Below are 15142 nucleotides of genomic sequence, written 5' to 3' on the forward strand. Positions count from 1 at the left end.
CCTACGCGAAGAAGATCGGGTCGAACTCGCGGAGAGTGTTGCCGTTCTTGGGTGCTTCCGTCAGGAACACGTTGAAGCCGTAGGGCAAGGGCGCGTCGTCGTCGTCGATGAACCACAGGTCGGTGACGCGGTAGGCCACGCCACCGGTGTAGATCCCGTCGCCGATTTCCGGAAGAGTGTCGCCATCGGCGATCTCGAGGAATTCCTTGTTCGGCAGCACATAGGTGGTCGGTACAGTCTGTTCTTCATCCATGGTTCGAGCTTACCGGGACCGGATTTGGGGACGACAGCGGGGTGATGTACGAGTAGCCGGTGCTGGTGTTCTTGGTCATCGAGAGCACGAGTTCCATGTGCGGTTCGAGGGCGGTGACCTTGTCGAGCGGCGACCCCACGATGAGCTGGAAGCCGAGTCCCTTCCACGCGGCCACAGCACGGCCGGCGAACTCGGAGTCCGATTTCACGAAACCCTCGTCGAGGAAGACCGGTGCGAACCGCGGGCGGGTGCGGCTCTCGTCGCCGAGCTGGAAGCGCAGCGCGGCCCCGACGACGAACGCCACGAGTTCCTGGGACTCTCCACCGCTCTTGCCGCCGAGCGAGGAGTATGTGCTCACCTCGACGCCGTCGGGCGTCGACCGTACCGCGGTGATCTCCACGTGCTTGCGCACGTCGAGGAGCAGGTCCCGCTGCGACTCCGTGCGCGTCCCTGGTTCCGGCCGGCGAATCTGGGCCATGAAATTGTGGAGACGGGTGAACCGGGCCTCGGTTTCCTCGTCGGTGAAGTCCTCGGTCGCTCCGGACGCGAGTACCTTGAGCTCCTTGCGGAACGCGGTGGCGTCGTCGCGGTGCAGGCGGCGCAGTGCGATCTTCAGTCGATCGCGGCCGGCCCCGAACGGCAGGGTTGCAAGGATCTCGTTGATCGGTCTGAGCCGGTCCTCGATCTCCTCGATGGCAGTGTTGAACGCCGCAGTGAGAGGCACGAGGTCTTGTCCGCTCCACGCCGACAGCCGTCGCTTCCATTCCTGGCGCCGCTCGTGCAGGCCGAGCGTGTAGACGGCGTCGAGGATGTCCCGGTAGCTCGTGTACGACTCGAGCGAGGTGCCGATGTTCGGGTCTGGCCACCGGCCCTGGAACGTCTCGAAGATGCGGACCAGTGAATCCCGGGCGCTCGTGGCGTTCTCCCTGTCGTGCGCGGACTGCTCGGTGAGGCGCTCGCGCAGCCGTCGGACGCCGCCCTCGAGTGCGGCGAGGTCGCCCTGGTCTCCGACGAGGGCGAACTGGTCGGTCAGGTGCGCGAAGTGCTCCTCGGAGAGGGTGGCCGCCTGGTCACGTTCGATCCGGTCGAGCATGCCGGAGACGGCGTCCTGACGGTCGACGATCCGCGCCTGTTCGGCGGCAAGACGCTCGGCGGTCCCATCGGCCGCGTGTTTGAGCTTCTGGGCGGCCTCGAGTTCGGAGGAGAAGCGTCCTTCCTCGGCTTTGAGGGCGCGGAGGATGTCGCTGCCCGCGAGGACGCGCTCCGATTCGGCTTCCTTCTCGGCGATCCTGGCCTCGGCGCCGGCCACATCGATCGACAGCCAGGTGGTGTCCACGACGTACTGGTGGGCGCTTCGCCTGCTGCGGAGGTCGGCGATGCGGTTCCCCACTTCGGCGGCGTCACGGGAGAGTGCCTCGGCCGCGCCGGCCAGTTCGGCGCGTTCGGCCACGATCTCGGCGAGTCGACCGGCGTTCGAGAAGCCGACGATCGGCGCCTGGCCCTTGTTCCAGCCGTGTGCCCCGCGCTTGCCGTTTCGGGTCTGGCCGCTCGGGGTGACCCGCGGGCCGTCGCCGGCCAGGTCGGTGGCCTCGGCCACGCAGAGCGCGTCGAGGCTCGGTGCGCTGACCCGGTCCTGGACCCAGCCGCTGAAGGGTGAATCCTGATAGACGAGCTTGCCGGACACGTAGCGGGGGTCGCCGGTACGAGGTCGGTGCGCCCGGAGTGCGACGCCCTCGAAGTGGATGCGCACCGGGATCTGAATCGGTTCGATGGCCGCGCTGAGGGCGCGCAACCGCGTCTCGTCGACGAGCATGACGCGCACGACGGACGACAGGGTGACTTCGGCGGCCTGGCGCCAGGATTCCTCGCCGGCGGCGAGGTCGACGAGTTCGGCGACGAAGGGCAACTCGTCCGCGGGGATCCCCGCGGCCTCCGCGATCATCATCCGGGCATTGTGCAGGTGCTGGGGAATCAGGTTCTCGCGGCCCGCGAGGAAGTCGTGCTCCTGGCCCAGGGTCCTGAGCTGTTCCTCGACGGGGAAGGCGTTCCGTTGCAGGGTCGTGCGCTCGGCCTCGAGGTCACGCTCGGCCCCGGAAAACCCGGCGAGGAAGCGTTCCGCGTCGTTCTGCGCGAGGGTGAATTCGGCCGGCGAGACGATCGCCGGGGCGAGGACGGCGGTGCGGTCGTCGAACTTCGCACGCTCAGCCGCTACGTCGTCGCGCTGGTCCCGGAGCTGGCCGATCTCGTTCTGCAGGCTGACGAGGACGTCGCCGCCGTTGTCACGCTGCTGGTGCTGCACCTCGGCGACGCGGGACTTGAGCTCGGTCTCGGCGTTCCTGGCCCGGGTGAGCTCGACCTGGTTGTCCCGGCGGCGGATGCGATTGGTGTCTGCGGCACCCTCGAGCAGTCCCTGCTCGGTGAGGAGCTGCCAGAGCACGAACGGGGTGTCGCCGGTGCGATGGACCCCGAAGGTGTCGATCAGGTCGGCCTTCTCCGCAGCTGTCTCGTACTCCCGGTGCAGGTCGGGAATTCGTTCGAGGACCTTCGCCTTCTGGGCCTCGGTCAGCATGGCCCCGTAGGACCTCTCGAGGTCCTCGAAATGATCGACGGCCTTGTCTGCCGCCGCATAGGTGGCCGGCTCTTCGAGGACCATCGACTTGTAGAGCCCGTCGACCGTCTTGACCTGCTGTCCGGCCTGGATCCGCGCGAGGAGCCGCAGCGCCTTGCCGCCCTCGCCGTTGGCGCCGATTCCGAGCCGGGTGTAGAGGGTCTGGGCGAATGCCGCGTAGGTGTCGAAGACATCCAGTTCGGGGAACCGGGTCCGGAGCGCCCGCTTGTCGAAGCGCGCCTCGGTGACGTCGGCGAGGTCACGCAGGTCGAGGAGGCCGTCCTGGGTGGCCATCTTCATGGTGATGTCGGCGAATTTGGTCGCGCCCCGTGGCACGAAATAGGCGCGCAGCACCGTGAACCGGCGGCCGTTGTCGTCGACGAAGGTCATCGCGACCGCGCCCCAGGTCGCGTCGTGCGCGCCGCGGAGGACCTGGTCCTGCATCTCCCCTGTGCCGGCCTCACGGTTGGAGTCGGTCTTGCCCCTGAGGTAGGTCATCAGGTTGCGCTGGTCGAGGCTCCGTGCCCTGCCGGACCCCGCGTCGTTGGACGCACCGTTGAACGGTGTGTCCGAGGGCATCATCAGCGCGAGGTAGGCGTCGAGGAGGCTGCTCTTGCCGGTTCCGGATGCCCCGGAGAGCAGGGTCGCCGAGGGGGCGAAGGTGATCTCGTGGTGGCCTTGGAAGCCGCCCCAGTTGACCATCTGGAACAGTTCGGCGCGCCACTGCGTCGTGCCCTCAGTGGATCCGTCGATGTAGAAGAGTGGGGAATCGCTCATGAGATCGCCTCCAGTTCGGGGTCGCGGTCGCCCGGATCAGGCGCACCCTGGTCGGGGAGGCCGGGTGCGGGCACGACCGCGGCGGGCGCACCCGCTGCGTTCTGCTCGACGAGCCATTCGTGCAGTTCGGCGAGCCGTTCGAGCGGAAGCAGAACTTCGATCACGGCCGAGATGCGGAATCGGTCCGGATCGCTCGTCTTGAGCAGCACCCGCGCCTTGGCGAGGCTGTCGACGGCGGCGCTCGCCTTGCGGGCGTCGCCGTACCGGTCCATCGAGAACTCGGGGCGGAAGTGCGCCACGTTCTCCACGAGATTGTCGCGGTCGACGAGCACGATGTCCTGGCCGTTTGCGCGTTCGCTGCGGAACCGCTGGCGCAGCAGCACGAGCAGGATCGTTTCCTCGCGCGTGTATGCGACGTCGTGCAGAAGGGTCGGGAACCGGTCTCCCGCCTCCGAGACGGCCTGCCGTTTGAACGCGACCTGGTAGTGCAGGTCGATGTGCAGGTCGAGGAACATGTCGTTGAGGCGCGACTTGAGCAGCCGCTGCGAGTCGAGCAGGGTGCGCCATTCCGCGGGCTGAAGCGCTGCTGACACGTAGCGGTGCTTCATCAGGAGCACCAGGGTGCGGCGCTGTTCCACGGTGAGGCCGCCCTCGTCGCCCTCGAAGAGGGAGAAGCTCGCGGGCTCGTCGTCGATGGCGGCGTCGATCCCTGCGCCGGCGTCACCGTCCAGGCCGTCGTCGTCGCGGTCGAGGTCGTCGCGGCCGTCCTGGTCGTCCTGGTCGTCTGTCCACTCGTCAGTCATGATCGGATCCATAGTTCAGGGCGGCCAGGGCCGCCGTTTCGTCGTCGTTCAGGATGATGCGGGGAACCGAGAAGGTGCGCCGGCTGCCGTCGGGCCGGACGGTCTCGAAGCTCTCGACCTGGTGCGCGCGGCCGAGCGCGTCGACCTGGGTCGCGATCTGCAGCATGCCGAGAATCTCGACCGGGCGCCGCAACGCCGGTTCGAGGCCGTTGAACGCCGCACCGACGGATGCCGCGTCTCCCGTTCCGCGGAACGTCACGAGGGCGTCACGCATCCGTTCGAGCATCGGGCCGCCCTGCCTGCGCATCTCGTCGAGGCTCGGCGGTTCGGGGGCATACTCGGACACGTCCTCGAGGTCCGGCGGCGGCCTGTGGTTCAGCGGATCGTAGAACCGTTCGCGGAGGTGCTCGACGTCGAGAATGCCGGGCATGAGTTCTGCCGTGACCGTCGACCGGGGTCCGGCGGTCTCCATCCAGACCGCGAGTTCCTTGTTGATCTCCCGCAGGAGGCGCTCGAGTTCGCGGTCCTTGACGACGTCGTGGTTCACAATGTGCTCGCGGAGAGTGGTCGTGAGGCCGTTCCGCTGGGTCAGCACGTCGTCGATGCCCTTGCGGATCAGCCCGACGGTGCCGAGGAAGGTGCGTCGCTCCGCGGTGGTCAGCCGGGCGGCGAAGGGATGGTCGAGGATCGCTTCGAGGTCGTTCTTGACATCGGAGAGGAGTGCGTCGTCGCGCAGCAGCGTGAAGGCGCCCTCGAAGGCGCGGCCTTCCGCGGTCGCCGACATCAGGGCATCGGTCTTGGCGAGGTATTCGTCGAGGACTTCGCCGATCGGGCGTTCCTCGCCGCGGAAGTCGCTCACTATCTGGCGGTGCATGGCCGCCACGGATTCCTCGACGCGTTTGAAGTCACTCGGCAGCTGCATGATCAGGTCGACGAGGTTCGCATAGCCTTCGTGCATCTGTTCGTCGGTCGCGGTGGCGATCTCGCCGCCGCCCTGGAGTCGGTCGCGCTCCGCGGTCTTCTCGGCGATCTCCTGGTCGAGACGGCGGATCCGCGCATCCCGGTCGGGGGTGGCCTGGGTGGCGCGGTGGCGGACGCTGTCGACGATGGTCGTGAGGCGGGACTCGCTGATCAGGGCGCGGTCCTGGGAGAGGCTGTCGACGAGGAGGAGTGCCTCGAGGGCGTGCGAGGTGAGGGAGTACTGCTCCTCACCGCCCTCCCCGGTCTCGCGGTAGAGCCAGAGGTCATTCATCCACTGGACGCAGAGGGCGCGGCCGTTCTTGCCCGGCACCTCGCTCCCGACGGACCGGAGGTCGGCGAGGTAGGCGTCGACCTGCGAGTGCAGGCGGTCGGCCTGGACGCTCCGCCGGTCACGGCTGAACGCCGACTTGAAGACGGCGAGGACAAACGGCGCCCACTTGCGATCGAGCAAGCGCAGGGTGGGTTTGTCGAAGGCTTCGCGCACGCGCGCCAGTTCACCCGCAATTTCGCTCACAGTGGTAGTTCCCTTCCCGGACCCCTTCAACCGTAACGGGCGCGAGATTCGATTCTGTCCAGGGTCCGGTCGCACGGGCTGGCGCTGGGCAGGAACGGGACGGGCACGGGGGCCGGTCAGGAGCTTAGGTTCGAGCCGCCCCAGTGCTCTCCCTGGCGCCCGCGTCGGCGGAGGCGCACCGTCAGGTGCAGCTCGTTCCGGTGCGCGAGGATCAGGGCGATGACCACCGCGGCGAGCGCGGGCACGAGGCCGGACACGAGCATCCCGGTGTCCGGGCCGAAGGACTCGACGATCCAGCCCATCAGGGGCCCTCCGATCGCCTGGCCGCCGAGCAGCACGAGCACCCAGACCGACATGACCCGCCCGCGCACCCGCACGTTGGACGACATCTGCACGAGTGGGTTGCCCGCGGTGAAGAAGAACTGGTTCGCGATGCCCGTGACGATGAGGGCGGCCCCGAAGCTGATCTCGGTGGGCATCAGGCCGGAACTCGCCTGGATCAGGGCCCAGACTCCGCCGCTGACGATGACCGTCCGCAAGCGGATGTTGGCCCGACGTGTCGAGGCAAGCGCACCCGCGACCGCGCCGACGGCGATCAGGGTGTTGAACAGGCCGTAGCCGCCTGCGCCCACCTTGTAGACGTGGTCGGCGTATGCGGCCAGGAGCACGGGCATGTTGAGGGAGAAGACGGAGAGGAAGGCGAGCATCACGATCGGCCAGAGGATGGTCGGCTTCGAGACGACATAGCGCAGGCCCTCGATGAGCTGCCCCTTCTGCCGCGGAGCCGTCGGGGTGCGGTACAGCGCGGCGGCGTCGAGCCTGGTCAGGGCGAGGACGGTCAGCAGGCACGCGGCGGCGTTGATGCCGAAGGACCAGCCGGACCCGACCGCGACGATCAGGGCACCGCTGATGGCCGGCCCGATCAGCGCGCCGAGCTGGAAGACCGTCGAGTTCACCGTGATCGCGTTGCGGAGGTAGCGCGGGCCGACGATCTCGTTCACGAAGACCTGACGGGTGGGGTTGTCGATCACGGTGACGAGCCCGACCAGGAAGGCGATCGCCCAGACCTGCCAGACCTGCACGGTGTTGGTGAGGGTGAGCACCGCGAGGACAGCGCTGAGCAGGGCGGCCGCTGACTGGGTGAGCATGAGCAGCATCCGCTTCGAATAACGGTCGACGATCACGCCGCCGAAGAGGCCGAAGGCGAGCATCGGAGCGAACTGCATCGTGACGGTCACCCCGACGGCCGCGACGCTGCCGGTCAGTTGCAGCACGAGCCAGTCCTGGGCGATGCGCTGCATCCAGGTGCCGGTCATGGCCACCGCGTTGGACGCCGTGAACAGGCGGAAGTTCGGAACGCTCAGGGAGTCGAGGGTCTGGCGCCACGGGCGGGGGCCTTCGTTCACCGGAATGGGAGTGGTGGGCGGGAAAAGATCCGCGGGTGAAGTCAAGAAATGCCCTGCGTCTACCCACGATCGAAAATCGATCGGGTCTGCTCCACGCTACGCTCCCCAGCGACGCCCGCGCTCCACGACCGGTCGCGCCCGCGCCGAATGCACGGTCAGGCGGGGAGCAGCCCGCTTGCGTCGACGAGGAGAGCCGCCGCCTTGTCCCAGAGCAGGGAGTGTCCGCGTTCACACGCCCCGTCGAGCTGGGTGCCGCTGAGCGCGCGGAACAACGGCTCGTCCCGGCGGATGAAGCCGATCACCTGGTCGCGGAACCGGATCTCCTGCAGGCTGTCATCCTCGCACCGCACGACGACGAGGCGAATCGTCCTGATCGCGTCGTCCCGGGAAATCAGGCGAAGCGACAGGGAGGCGACAGCTGGCGTGCGGCGGCGGGTGGTTTGGACTGCGGGGTGCGACATCGAATCTCCGGCTCTCACGACGGTCGGCCGGGGCTACCGGTGACCCCGGGCAGCTCATGGAACCTCTCGACTCGTGGCTGACATTAACGCCACCGCCTGCCGGAATCGGATAGTCCCCTTTTAGGAGGACCCTCCCATGCGAAGAATCCAAGGCGCCGGGATCGGTCAGACGGTCACGCCGTTCATGGCTCCGGCGGTCAGCTCGACCGAGCGCAGCCGAGCCTCGATGTCCCGCGAGGCGTGCGCGATGATCAGTTCGTCGGCGTGGGTCGAGGCGACGAAGTCGTCGAGGAAGACCCGCACGTCTGCGGGATCGCCGACGGCCGAGTAGCGCATCATATTCGCGATCTGACGCCCTTCCGCAGTGATGAGGAAGGCGTCGACCTGCTGGTCGGTGTACTCCGGCGACGCCGGACCGCGCGTGAGCATGCCGCGCACCCGGTTCCGCCGGGTCTCCTCGAACTGTCGGACGGCATCCGCCCGGTCGTCTGCGGCGATCACGTTCACACCGACGATCACGTGCGGCTCGGCGAGCTGCGCCGAGGGCCTGAAGTCGCGCCGGTACAGGGCGATGGCCTCGTGCAGGGCGTCCGGCGCGAAGTGGGAGGCGAAGGCGTACGGCAGGCCGAGCGCCGCGGCCAGGCCTGCTCCGAAGAGCGAGGAGCCGAGGATGTAGAGCGGCACGTTGGTGCCGGCACCGGGGATGGCCTGCACCCCCGGCACGATCGACTCGCCGCGCAGGTAGGCCTGGAGCTCCATCACGTCCTGGGGGAACTGGTCGGAGGCGCGGGGGTCGCGACGCATCGCCCGCGCGGTAGTCTGGTCGCTGCCCGGGGCGCGGCCGAGGCCCAGGTCGATCCGCCCAGGGTAGAGCTCGGCGAGGGTGCCGAACTGTTCGGCGATGGTGAGCGGAGAGTGGTTGGGCAGCATCACGCCGCCGGAGCCGAGCCGGATGGTCGACGTCTGGCCCGCGACATGGCCGACGAGGACGCTCGTGGCCGAGGACGCGATCGTCGGCATGTTGTGGTGTTCGGCGTACCAGACACGGGTATAGCCGTGCTTCTCGGCGGTCTGCGCAAGGCGGACGCTTCCCGCGAAGCTCTCCCTGGCAGTCTGCCCGGGTGCGATCGGAGCGAGGTCAAGAATGGACAGGGCAACAGTCATACCGTGGACAACCACGCACGGGTGCGAAACGTTACCCGTGCCATCGTGCAGACTTGCATAATGCCGAAATCTCCCCTGGCCGTCGAGCCCAGAACACTCAACACGGATGTCGCGCCGCGCCATTCGGCGGTCGAGGACGTTCTCGGAATCCTCACCGGCACCCTCCTCGCGTCGTTCGGGCTGTTCCTGCTCAAGGCGAGCGCGGCGGTGACCGGCGGCACGGCGGGACTCGCGCTCCTGCTGAGCTACGCGGCTCCCGTGCCGTTCGGTGTGTTCTTCTTCGCGATCAACGTGCCGTTCTTCGCCCTCGCTCTCTGGAAGAAGGGCTGGAACTTCACGCTGCGCACCGTCATCGCGGTCGCGCTCGTCTCCGCGTTCTCGTCCCTGCACCCGTACGCCCTCGGGATCGAGCACCTCAATCCGGTCTACGGCGTGTTGTTCGGCAACCTCGTGATCGGGGTGGGGCTGATCGTGTTGTTCCGCCACAAGGCCAGCCTGGGTGGGTTCAACATCCTCGCCCTGCTCCTGCAGGAGCGCCTCGGCTGGCGTGCCGGGTATGTGCAGATGGTGTTCGACGTGACCGTCGTCGTCGCCGCGATCACGGTCGTCGCACCGCTGAACGTCGCCCTCTCGGCGGCGGGCGCGATCGTGCTCAACCTCGTGCTCGCGCTCAACCACCGGCCGGGACGCTACCTCGGCACCTGAGCCGCGGCATCCGCTGCGGGTGGTCTCGGGCTCGCCGGGCCACTCGGGCCACTCGGCGAGGTGCGGCTCTATTCGCCTTCGCCCGTGGCCTGCTCCGGCTTGCCGATCGTGCGCACGACCCTGGCCGGGTTGCCGACGGCGATGACCCCGGCCGGCACGTCCTTGGTCACGACGGACCCGGCACCGATCACGCTGCCGTCACCGATCGTGACCCCGGGGCATACGACGACGTTGCCGCCGAGCCAGACGTCGTTGCCGATGTGGATCGGCAGCACGCGCTCGTAGCCCGCGCGGCGCTCGTCGACGTCGAGAGCGTGGATCGGCGTGTAGAGGCGGGCGCTCGGCCCGATCAGCACGTTGTTCCCGATCGTGATCTCGCCGCCGCCCAGGGTGAGGAAGTCCCCGTTGATGAAGGTGTCCCTGCCGATGTGCAGGCGGGATCCGTAGTCGAGGTACATCGGCGGCCGGAAGTCGAGGTTCTCCCCCGCCGTGCCGAGCATGCCCGTCAGCAGCGCGTATGCGGCCTCCCTGTCCTCGTCGTAGAGGGCCGTGATCCGACGGCAGGTGCGCTGGGTGCTGTTCGTCATTTCGGCGAGCTCGGGGCCGGACCGGTAGCGGTACCAGTCCCCCGCGACCATCTTGTCGAATTCGGAGCGGTCGGGATCGGGGGTCGGTCGTTCGGTGAGGTCCACGTGGACAATCCTAAACCGCATCCCGGGTATTTGTTTGCGATAACAACAAACGGGTGGCGGATACGATCCGCCTCAGAGCAGCGGCAGCACCTGCTCGCGCACCTGCCTGCGCAGGATCTTGCCGAGCATCGACCGCGGCATGTCGTCGATCTGCACGATGCGGCGCGGGATCTTGTATGCGGCGAGCAGTTCACGGCAGTGCGCGCGCAGGGCCTCCTGGTCGAGGGTCGCGCCGGGCTCGAGTTCGACGGCTGCGACGACCATCTCCCCGCCGCGCTCGAGCGGCTTGCCGAAGACCGCGGCGTCCTTGATGGACGCGTGCAGCCGCAGCGCCGTCTCCACCTCGGTGGGTGAGACGTTGAACCCGCCGGTGATGACGAGTTCCTTGGCCCGGTCGACGATTGTCGTGAAGCCGTCGGCGTCCACGGTGACGATATCGCCGGTGCGCAGCCAGCCGCCCGGCAAGAGCGCCTTCTTGGTTTCATCCGGGTTGTTCCAGTACCCCTGAAAGACCTGCGGGCCCTTGAGTAACAGCTCCCCCGGCTGCCCCTGGGCTACTTCCATGCTCGGGTCGTCCAGGTCGACGACCTTCATCAGGGTCGAGGGGAACGGCACCCCGATCGTGCCGGGACGGCGGGTGGAGTAGAACGGGTTGCCGAGGGCGACCGGGGAGGATTCGGTCATCCCATAGCCCTCGACAAGAAGGCCGCCGGAGACCGATTCCCAGAGCTCGACGACGTGCGCGGGCAGGTTCATCGCGCCGGAGATGCAGTATTTGCAGGAGCGCAGCGAGACGCCCTGTTCCTGCGCGGCCCGGGCGGTGCGCTCGTAGATGGGCGGAACGGCACAGTAGACGGTCGCGGGCGACTTCTTCATCGCGGCGAGGATCAGCCCGGGCTCGAACTTCGGGAACAGCACGAGCAGCGCCTGCTTGCGGATGCCGTAAGTCAGGTAGAGCGTCATGCCGAAGGCGTGGAACATCGGCAGGATCGCGTAGAAGATCTCCTTGCGATATTCGGCTCCGTGCATCCACGCCTCGCCCTGGAGCGCGTTCGAATACAGGTTGAAGTGGGTGAGCATCGCACCCTTGGGACGGCCCGTGGTGCCGGAGGTGTACTGGATGGCGGCAAGGTCGTCGACCGACGGATGCGGGTGCTCCGGGTCGATGCGACCGTGCGTGAGTAGTTCCTTCCAGGCGATCGTGCCGGGCGCGGAACCGGTGAGGGCCTCGCGGGACTCCCGCAGGCTCTTGACCGGCAGGTACAGGGCCAGGCGCTTGATCGTCGGGAACGCCATCAGCAGGTTGACAGAGACGATGTGGTCGATCTCGATGTCGGCAGGGAAGGCGCGGATCGCCGCGACCGTCTTGTCCCAGGCGATCACGATGCGGGCCTGGTGGTCCTCGAACTGGTGGCGGAGTTCCCGCGAGGTGTAGAGCGGGTTGTGCTCGACCACGACCGCGCCGAGGCGCAGCACCGCGTAGAACGCGACGACGTGCTGGGGGCAGTTCGGCAGCAGGAGCGCGACCCGGTCTCCGGCGCGGACGCCGAGGTGCCGGAGGCCCTCCGCCGCGCGGTCGATCTGCTCACCGAGCTCGGTGTAGGTCGTCCTCCGTCCGAAGAACTCGAGGGCGGGGTGGGTGCCTGCATCGGCGACGGACCGTTCGAGCATGGCGACGAGCGACTCCGTCGGAAGGTCGATTTCGGCCGGAACCCCCGGTTGGTAGTTCTTTACCCAGGGCTGCTGCTCAGTGTTGGCCATGCTCCCATCCTCCCGCGAACCGCTCCCCGGCCGCGCGCGACACGGCACGAGCTCGTGCAGGGCCCGCCGCCGCTACCGAAACGGCGGTAGCGGGCGGCCGAAACGGGCGCGGCGGCGGCGAAGCCTGAGCCTGAGTCGACTACTCCCCGAGCACCTGCACGCGGTGCCGGTACTCCTCGGCGTCGAGTTCGCCGCGCGCGAAGCGCTCGTCCAGAAGGAGGCGTGCTGCGCTGCGTCTGGTCGAAACCGGCCCGGAAGGGACGTTGCCCTGCGACCCTTCCGCACGGGTCTCGCTCCCGCTGCTGAAGACCCGGATGGTCACGATGGTGAGCAGGACTACGCCCAGGATCAGGACCAGCCCGACCGGCCACACCCACCACATGAATCCCATGCCGTACCCGTTGCCCCACATCATTCTGTTCTCCTTCGTTGTACCGTCACGCTACTCGCCATACCCGTGGGGGTACGAGGGGCAGCGGCCGGCAGGGTCAGTCCGCGGAAACCGCGGAGGCGGAGGCTGTTGCTCACCACGAAGACCGAGGACAGCGCCATTGCGGCGCCGGCGATCAGGGGGTTGAGCAGGCCGAGCATGGCGAGCGGGATCGCGGCCACGTTGTAGGCGAAGGCCCAGAACAGGTTCGCCTTGATCGTGGCGAGCGTGCGCCGGGACAGCCGGATGGCATCCGCTGCCGCGACGAGGTCGCTCCGGATGAGGGTGAGGTCGCTCGCCTCGATCGCGACGTCGGTGCCGGTGCCCATGGCGATGCCGAGGTCGGCGGTGGCGAGCGCGACGGCGTCGTTCACGCCGTCGCCGACCATGGCAACGACCCGTCCCTCGGCTTGCAGGGCGCGGATGACCTCGGCCTTTTCGGCGGGGAGCACGCCGGCGCGCACGTCGTCGATGCCGACGAGGGTGCCTACGTTCCGGGCAACGGTGTCGTTGTCCCCTGTCAGGAGCACCGGGGTGAGGCCGAGGCGGCGGAATTCGGCGATTGCGGCGGCGCTCGTGTCCTTGACGGCGTCGGCGACGGTGAGGATGCCGCGGGCCACTCCGTCCCAGGCCACGGCGACCGGGGTCTCGCCTCTGTCCTCGCCAGCGGCGAGCGCCGCCTCGAGGTCGGGCGTGAAGACGATGCCCCACTGCTCGGTGAGCCAACGCGGCCGGCCGACGGCGACGAGGCGACCGTCGACGACGGCCTGTACTCCGAGGCCGTCCGCGGAGGCGAACGATTCGGCCGCCGGGAGGGTACCGACCCGTTCCCTCGCCCCGGTCACGATGGACTTCGCGATCGGATGCTCGGACCCGGCCTCTGCGGCCCCGGCGAACCGGAGCAGTTCGGCGGCCTCGAGCCCTGAGGCGGGGACGGCCTGAACCAGGGACATCCGCCCGGTGGTCACGGTGCCGGTCTTGTCGAGCACGATGGTGTCGACGCGCCGGGTGGATTCGAGCACCTGCGGGCCCTTGATCAGGATGCCGAGCTGTGCGCCGCGGCCGGTGCCGACCAGCAGTGCCGTCGGTGTGGCCAGCCCGAGCGCGCAGGGGCAGGCGATGATGAGTGTCGCGACGGCGGCGGTGAAGGCGACGACGGGGGTTGCACCGACCAGAAGCCAGACCGCGAGGGTCGCGAGGGAGAGACCGAGGACGATCGGCACGAACACCCCGGAGACCCGGTCGGCGAGGCGCTGCACGTCGGCCTTTCCGGTCTGGGCCTGCTCGACGAGGCGCCCGAGCTGGGCGAGTTCGGTGTCGGCGCCGATCCGGGTGGCCCGGACCACGAGCCGTCCGCCCGAGTTGAGGGTCGCCCCGACGACGACGGCGCCCGGACCGACTTCGACCGGCACGGCTTCGCCGGTGAGCATACTCGCGTCGATGGCGGACACGCCCTCGACCACGACGCCATCCGTGGAGATCTTCTCGCCGGGCCGCACCACGAACTGGTCGCCGACGACGAGGGATGATGTGGGCACGATGACCTCGACGCCGTCACGGAGCACGGCGGTCTCCTTGGCGCCCAGTTCGAGGAGGGCGGTGAGCGCCGCCCCGGACTGCTTCTTCGCGCGCGCCTCGAAGTACCGGCCCGCGAGGAGGAAGACCGTGACCGCGGATGCGACCTCGAGGTAGATCTCGTTCGCTCCGCCGCCGGCCTGGGCGGTGAGGCTGAACGTCATCCGCATGCCCGGCATGCCGGCGGTGCCGAAGAAGAGCGCGTAGAGCGACCAGCCGAGTGAGGCGATGATGCCCATGCTGATCAGGGTGTCCATGGTCGTCGCGCCGTGCCGGAGGTTCATCCACATGGCGCGGTGGAAGGGCCAGGCGCCCCAGACGGCGACGGGCGCCGCGAGGGTCAGGGCGAGCCACTGCCAGTTGGTGAACTGCAGGGCGGGAATCATCGACATCGCGGCGACGGGGATCGCGAGCGCCGTCGACACGAGGAGGCGGTGACGCAGGCTCGCCACCTCGAGCTCCTGCGCCGTGGGAGCGGGTGCGCTGCCAGAGGTCCCGGCGGTCGGCTCCGGCGGGCGCGGGCGCTCTGCGGTATAACCGGTGTCCTCGATCACGGCGATGGCCTGGTCGACGGTGGTGCCCTCTGGCAGGGAGACGCTCGCCTTTTCGGTGGCGTAGTTGACGGATGCCTCGACTCCCGGCATCCGGTTCAGCTTCTTCTCGATGCGGGTCGCGCAGGAGGCACACGTCATCCCGCCCACGAGAAGGTCGACGCGTTCGGTGGTCATCGTGACTCAGCGACCAGTTCGTAACCCGCTTCGTCGACGGCGGCTGCGACGGCAGCGCGGTCGAGAGGGGCGCCGGTTACCGTCAGGACGGACGTGCCGCCCGGAACGAGGGTGATCGCGACGTTCTCGGGGCCGGCGAGCTTGCCGACCTCCTTCGTCACGGCCGCTACACAGTGCGCGCAGGTCATCCCCGTCACCTGGTATTCGCTGATGCCGAGGTCGTTTTCCGTCTGTCCGATCATGGAATGCACTTCTTTCTGGTTCCTTGTAGTGAATGGGTGAGC

Annotated in this window: 13 protein-coding genes; 1 reads left to right on the forward strand and 12 read right to left on the reverse strand. The window is 68.4% G+C overall.

The features are described 5' to 3' along the window. Position 1 precedes the first annotated feature (1 nt). From E3O46_RS06165 to E3O46_RS06195, 7 genes are all read right to left on the reverse strand, one after another. Entirely contained in the window at positions 2-253 is a 252-nt protein-coding gene (locus E3O46_RS06165) for a hypothetical protein (RefSeq protein ID WP_134450258.1), read from the reverse strand. Further along, positions 246-3638: an ATP-binding protein gene (locus tag E3O46_RS06170; protein WP_134450257.1), complete on the reverse strand. Its 3393-nt coding sequence runs from the start codon at positions 3636-3638 to the stop codon at positions 246-248. Before E3O46_RS06170 ends, E3O46_RS06165 begins: the two co-directional genes overlap by 8 nt. Beyond that, on the reverse strand, positions 3635-4441 hold the full coding sequence (locus tag E3O46_RS06175; RefSeq protein ID WP_134561318.1) for a DUF4194 domain-containing protein: 807 nt from the start codon (positions 4439-4441) through the stop codon (positions 3635-3637). Before E3O46_RS06175 ends, E3O46_RS06170 begins: the two co-directional genes overlap by 4 nt. Beyond that, the gene (locus tag E3O46_RS06180) at positions 4434-5936 is read right to left on the reverse strand and encodes a DUF3375 domain-containing protein (protein ID WP_166791029.1); all 1503 of its coding nucleotides are present in this window, start codon (positions 5934-5936) and stop codon (positions 4434-4436) included. The genes E3O46_RS06175 and E3O46_RS06180 overlap by 8 nt, the downstream gene beginning before the upstream one ends. 116 nt (positions 5937-6052) lie before the next feature. Next, entirely contained in the window at positions 6053-7348 is a 1296-nt protein-coding gene (locus E3O46_RS06185) for an MFS transporter (protein ID WP_420897721.1), read from the reverse strand. Between the two features lie 149 nt (positions 7349-7497). Further along, positions 7498-7803 (reverse strand): hypothetical protein, encoded by a 306-nt coding sequence (locus tag E3O46_RS06190; protein WP_134450254.1) that lies wholly within the window; start codon positions 7801-7803, stop codon positions 7498-7500. Positions 7804-7968: 165 nt separating this feature from the next. Beyond that, positions 7969-8967 (reverse strand): LLM class flavin-dependent oxidoreductase, encoded by a 999-nt coding sequence (locus tag E3O46_RS06195; protein WP_134561320.1) that lies wholly within the window; start codon positions 8965-8967, stop codon positions 7969-7971. Positions 8968-9027: 60 nt separating this feature from the next. Between E3O46_RS06195 and E3O46_RS06200 the strand changes: the two genes are divergently transcribed. Continuing rightward, entirely contained in the window at positions 9028-9672 is a 645-nt protein-coding gene (locus E3O46_RS06200; RefSeq protein ID WP_134450252.1) for a YitT family protein, read from the forward strand. A 68-nt stretch (positions 9673-9740) separates the two neighbouring features. On the opposite strand, the gene E3O46_RS06205 is transcribed toward E3O46_RS06200, so the two are convergent. From E3O46_RS06205 to E3O46_RS06225, 5 genes are all read right to left on the reverse strand, one after another. Then, a complete protein-coding gene (locus E3O46_RS06205; protein WP_241985013.1) occupies positions 9741-10364 on the reverse strand; it encodes a sugar O-acetyltransferase in 624 nt (207 codons plus the stop codon). Between the two features lie 72 nt (positions 10365-10436). Continuing rightward, positions 10437-12125, reverse strand: a complete 1689-nt coding sequence (locus E3O46_RS06210; RefSeq protein ID WP_134558509.1) for a long-chain-fatty-acid--CoA ligase — start codon at positions 12123-12125, stop codon at positions 10437-10439. Positions 12126-12264: 139 nt separating this feature from the next. Further along, complete coding sequence (locus E3O46_RS06215; protein ID WP_134561321.1) at positions 12265-12540, reverse strand: SHOCT domain-containing protein; 276 nt, start codon at positions 12538-12540, stop codon at positions 12265-12267. Next, positions 12537-14858: a heavy metal translocating P-type ATPase gene (locus E3O46_RS06220; protein ID WP_134561322.1), complete on the reverse strand. Its 2322-nt coding sequence runs from the start codon at positions 14856-14858 to the stop codon at positions 12537-12539. The genes E3O46_RS06215 and E3O46_RS06220 overlap by 4 nt, the downstream gene beginning before the upstream one ends. Continuing rightward, positions 14855-15100 (reverse strand): heavy-metal-associated domain-containing protein, encoded by a 246-nt coding sequence (locus E3O46_RS06225; RefSeq protein ID WP_134561323.1) that lies wholly within the window; start codon positions 15098-15100, stop codon positions 14855-14857. The genes E3O46_RS06220 and E3O46_RS06225 overlap by 4 nt, the downstream gene beginning before the upstream one ends. Positions 15101-15142 lie beyond the last annotated feature (42 nt).

It is taken from the genome of Cryobacterium glucosi (assembly GCF_004402235.1).
In the GTDB taxonomy this organism is placed as follows: Bacteria; Actinomycetota; Actinomycetes; order Actinomycetales; family Microbacteriaceae; genus Cryobacterium; species Cryobacterium glucosi.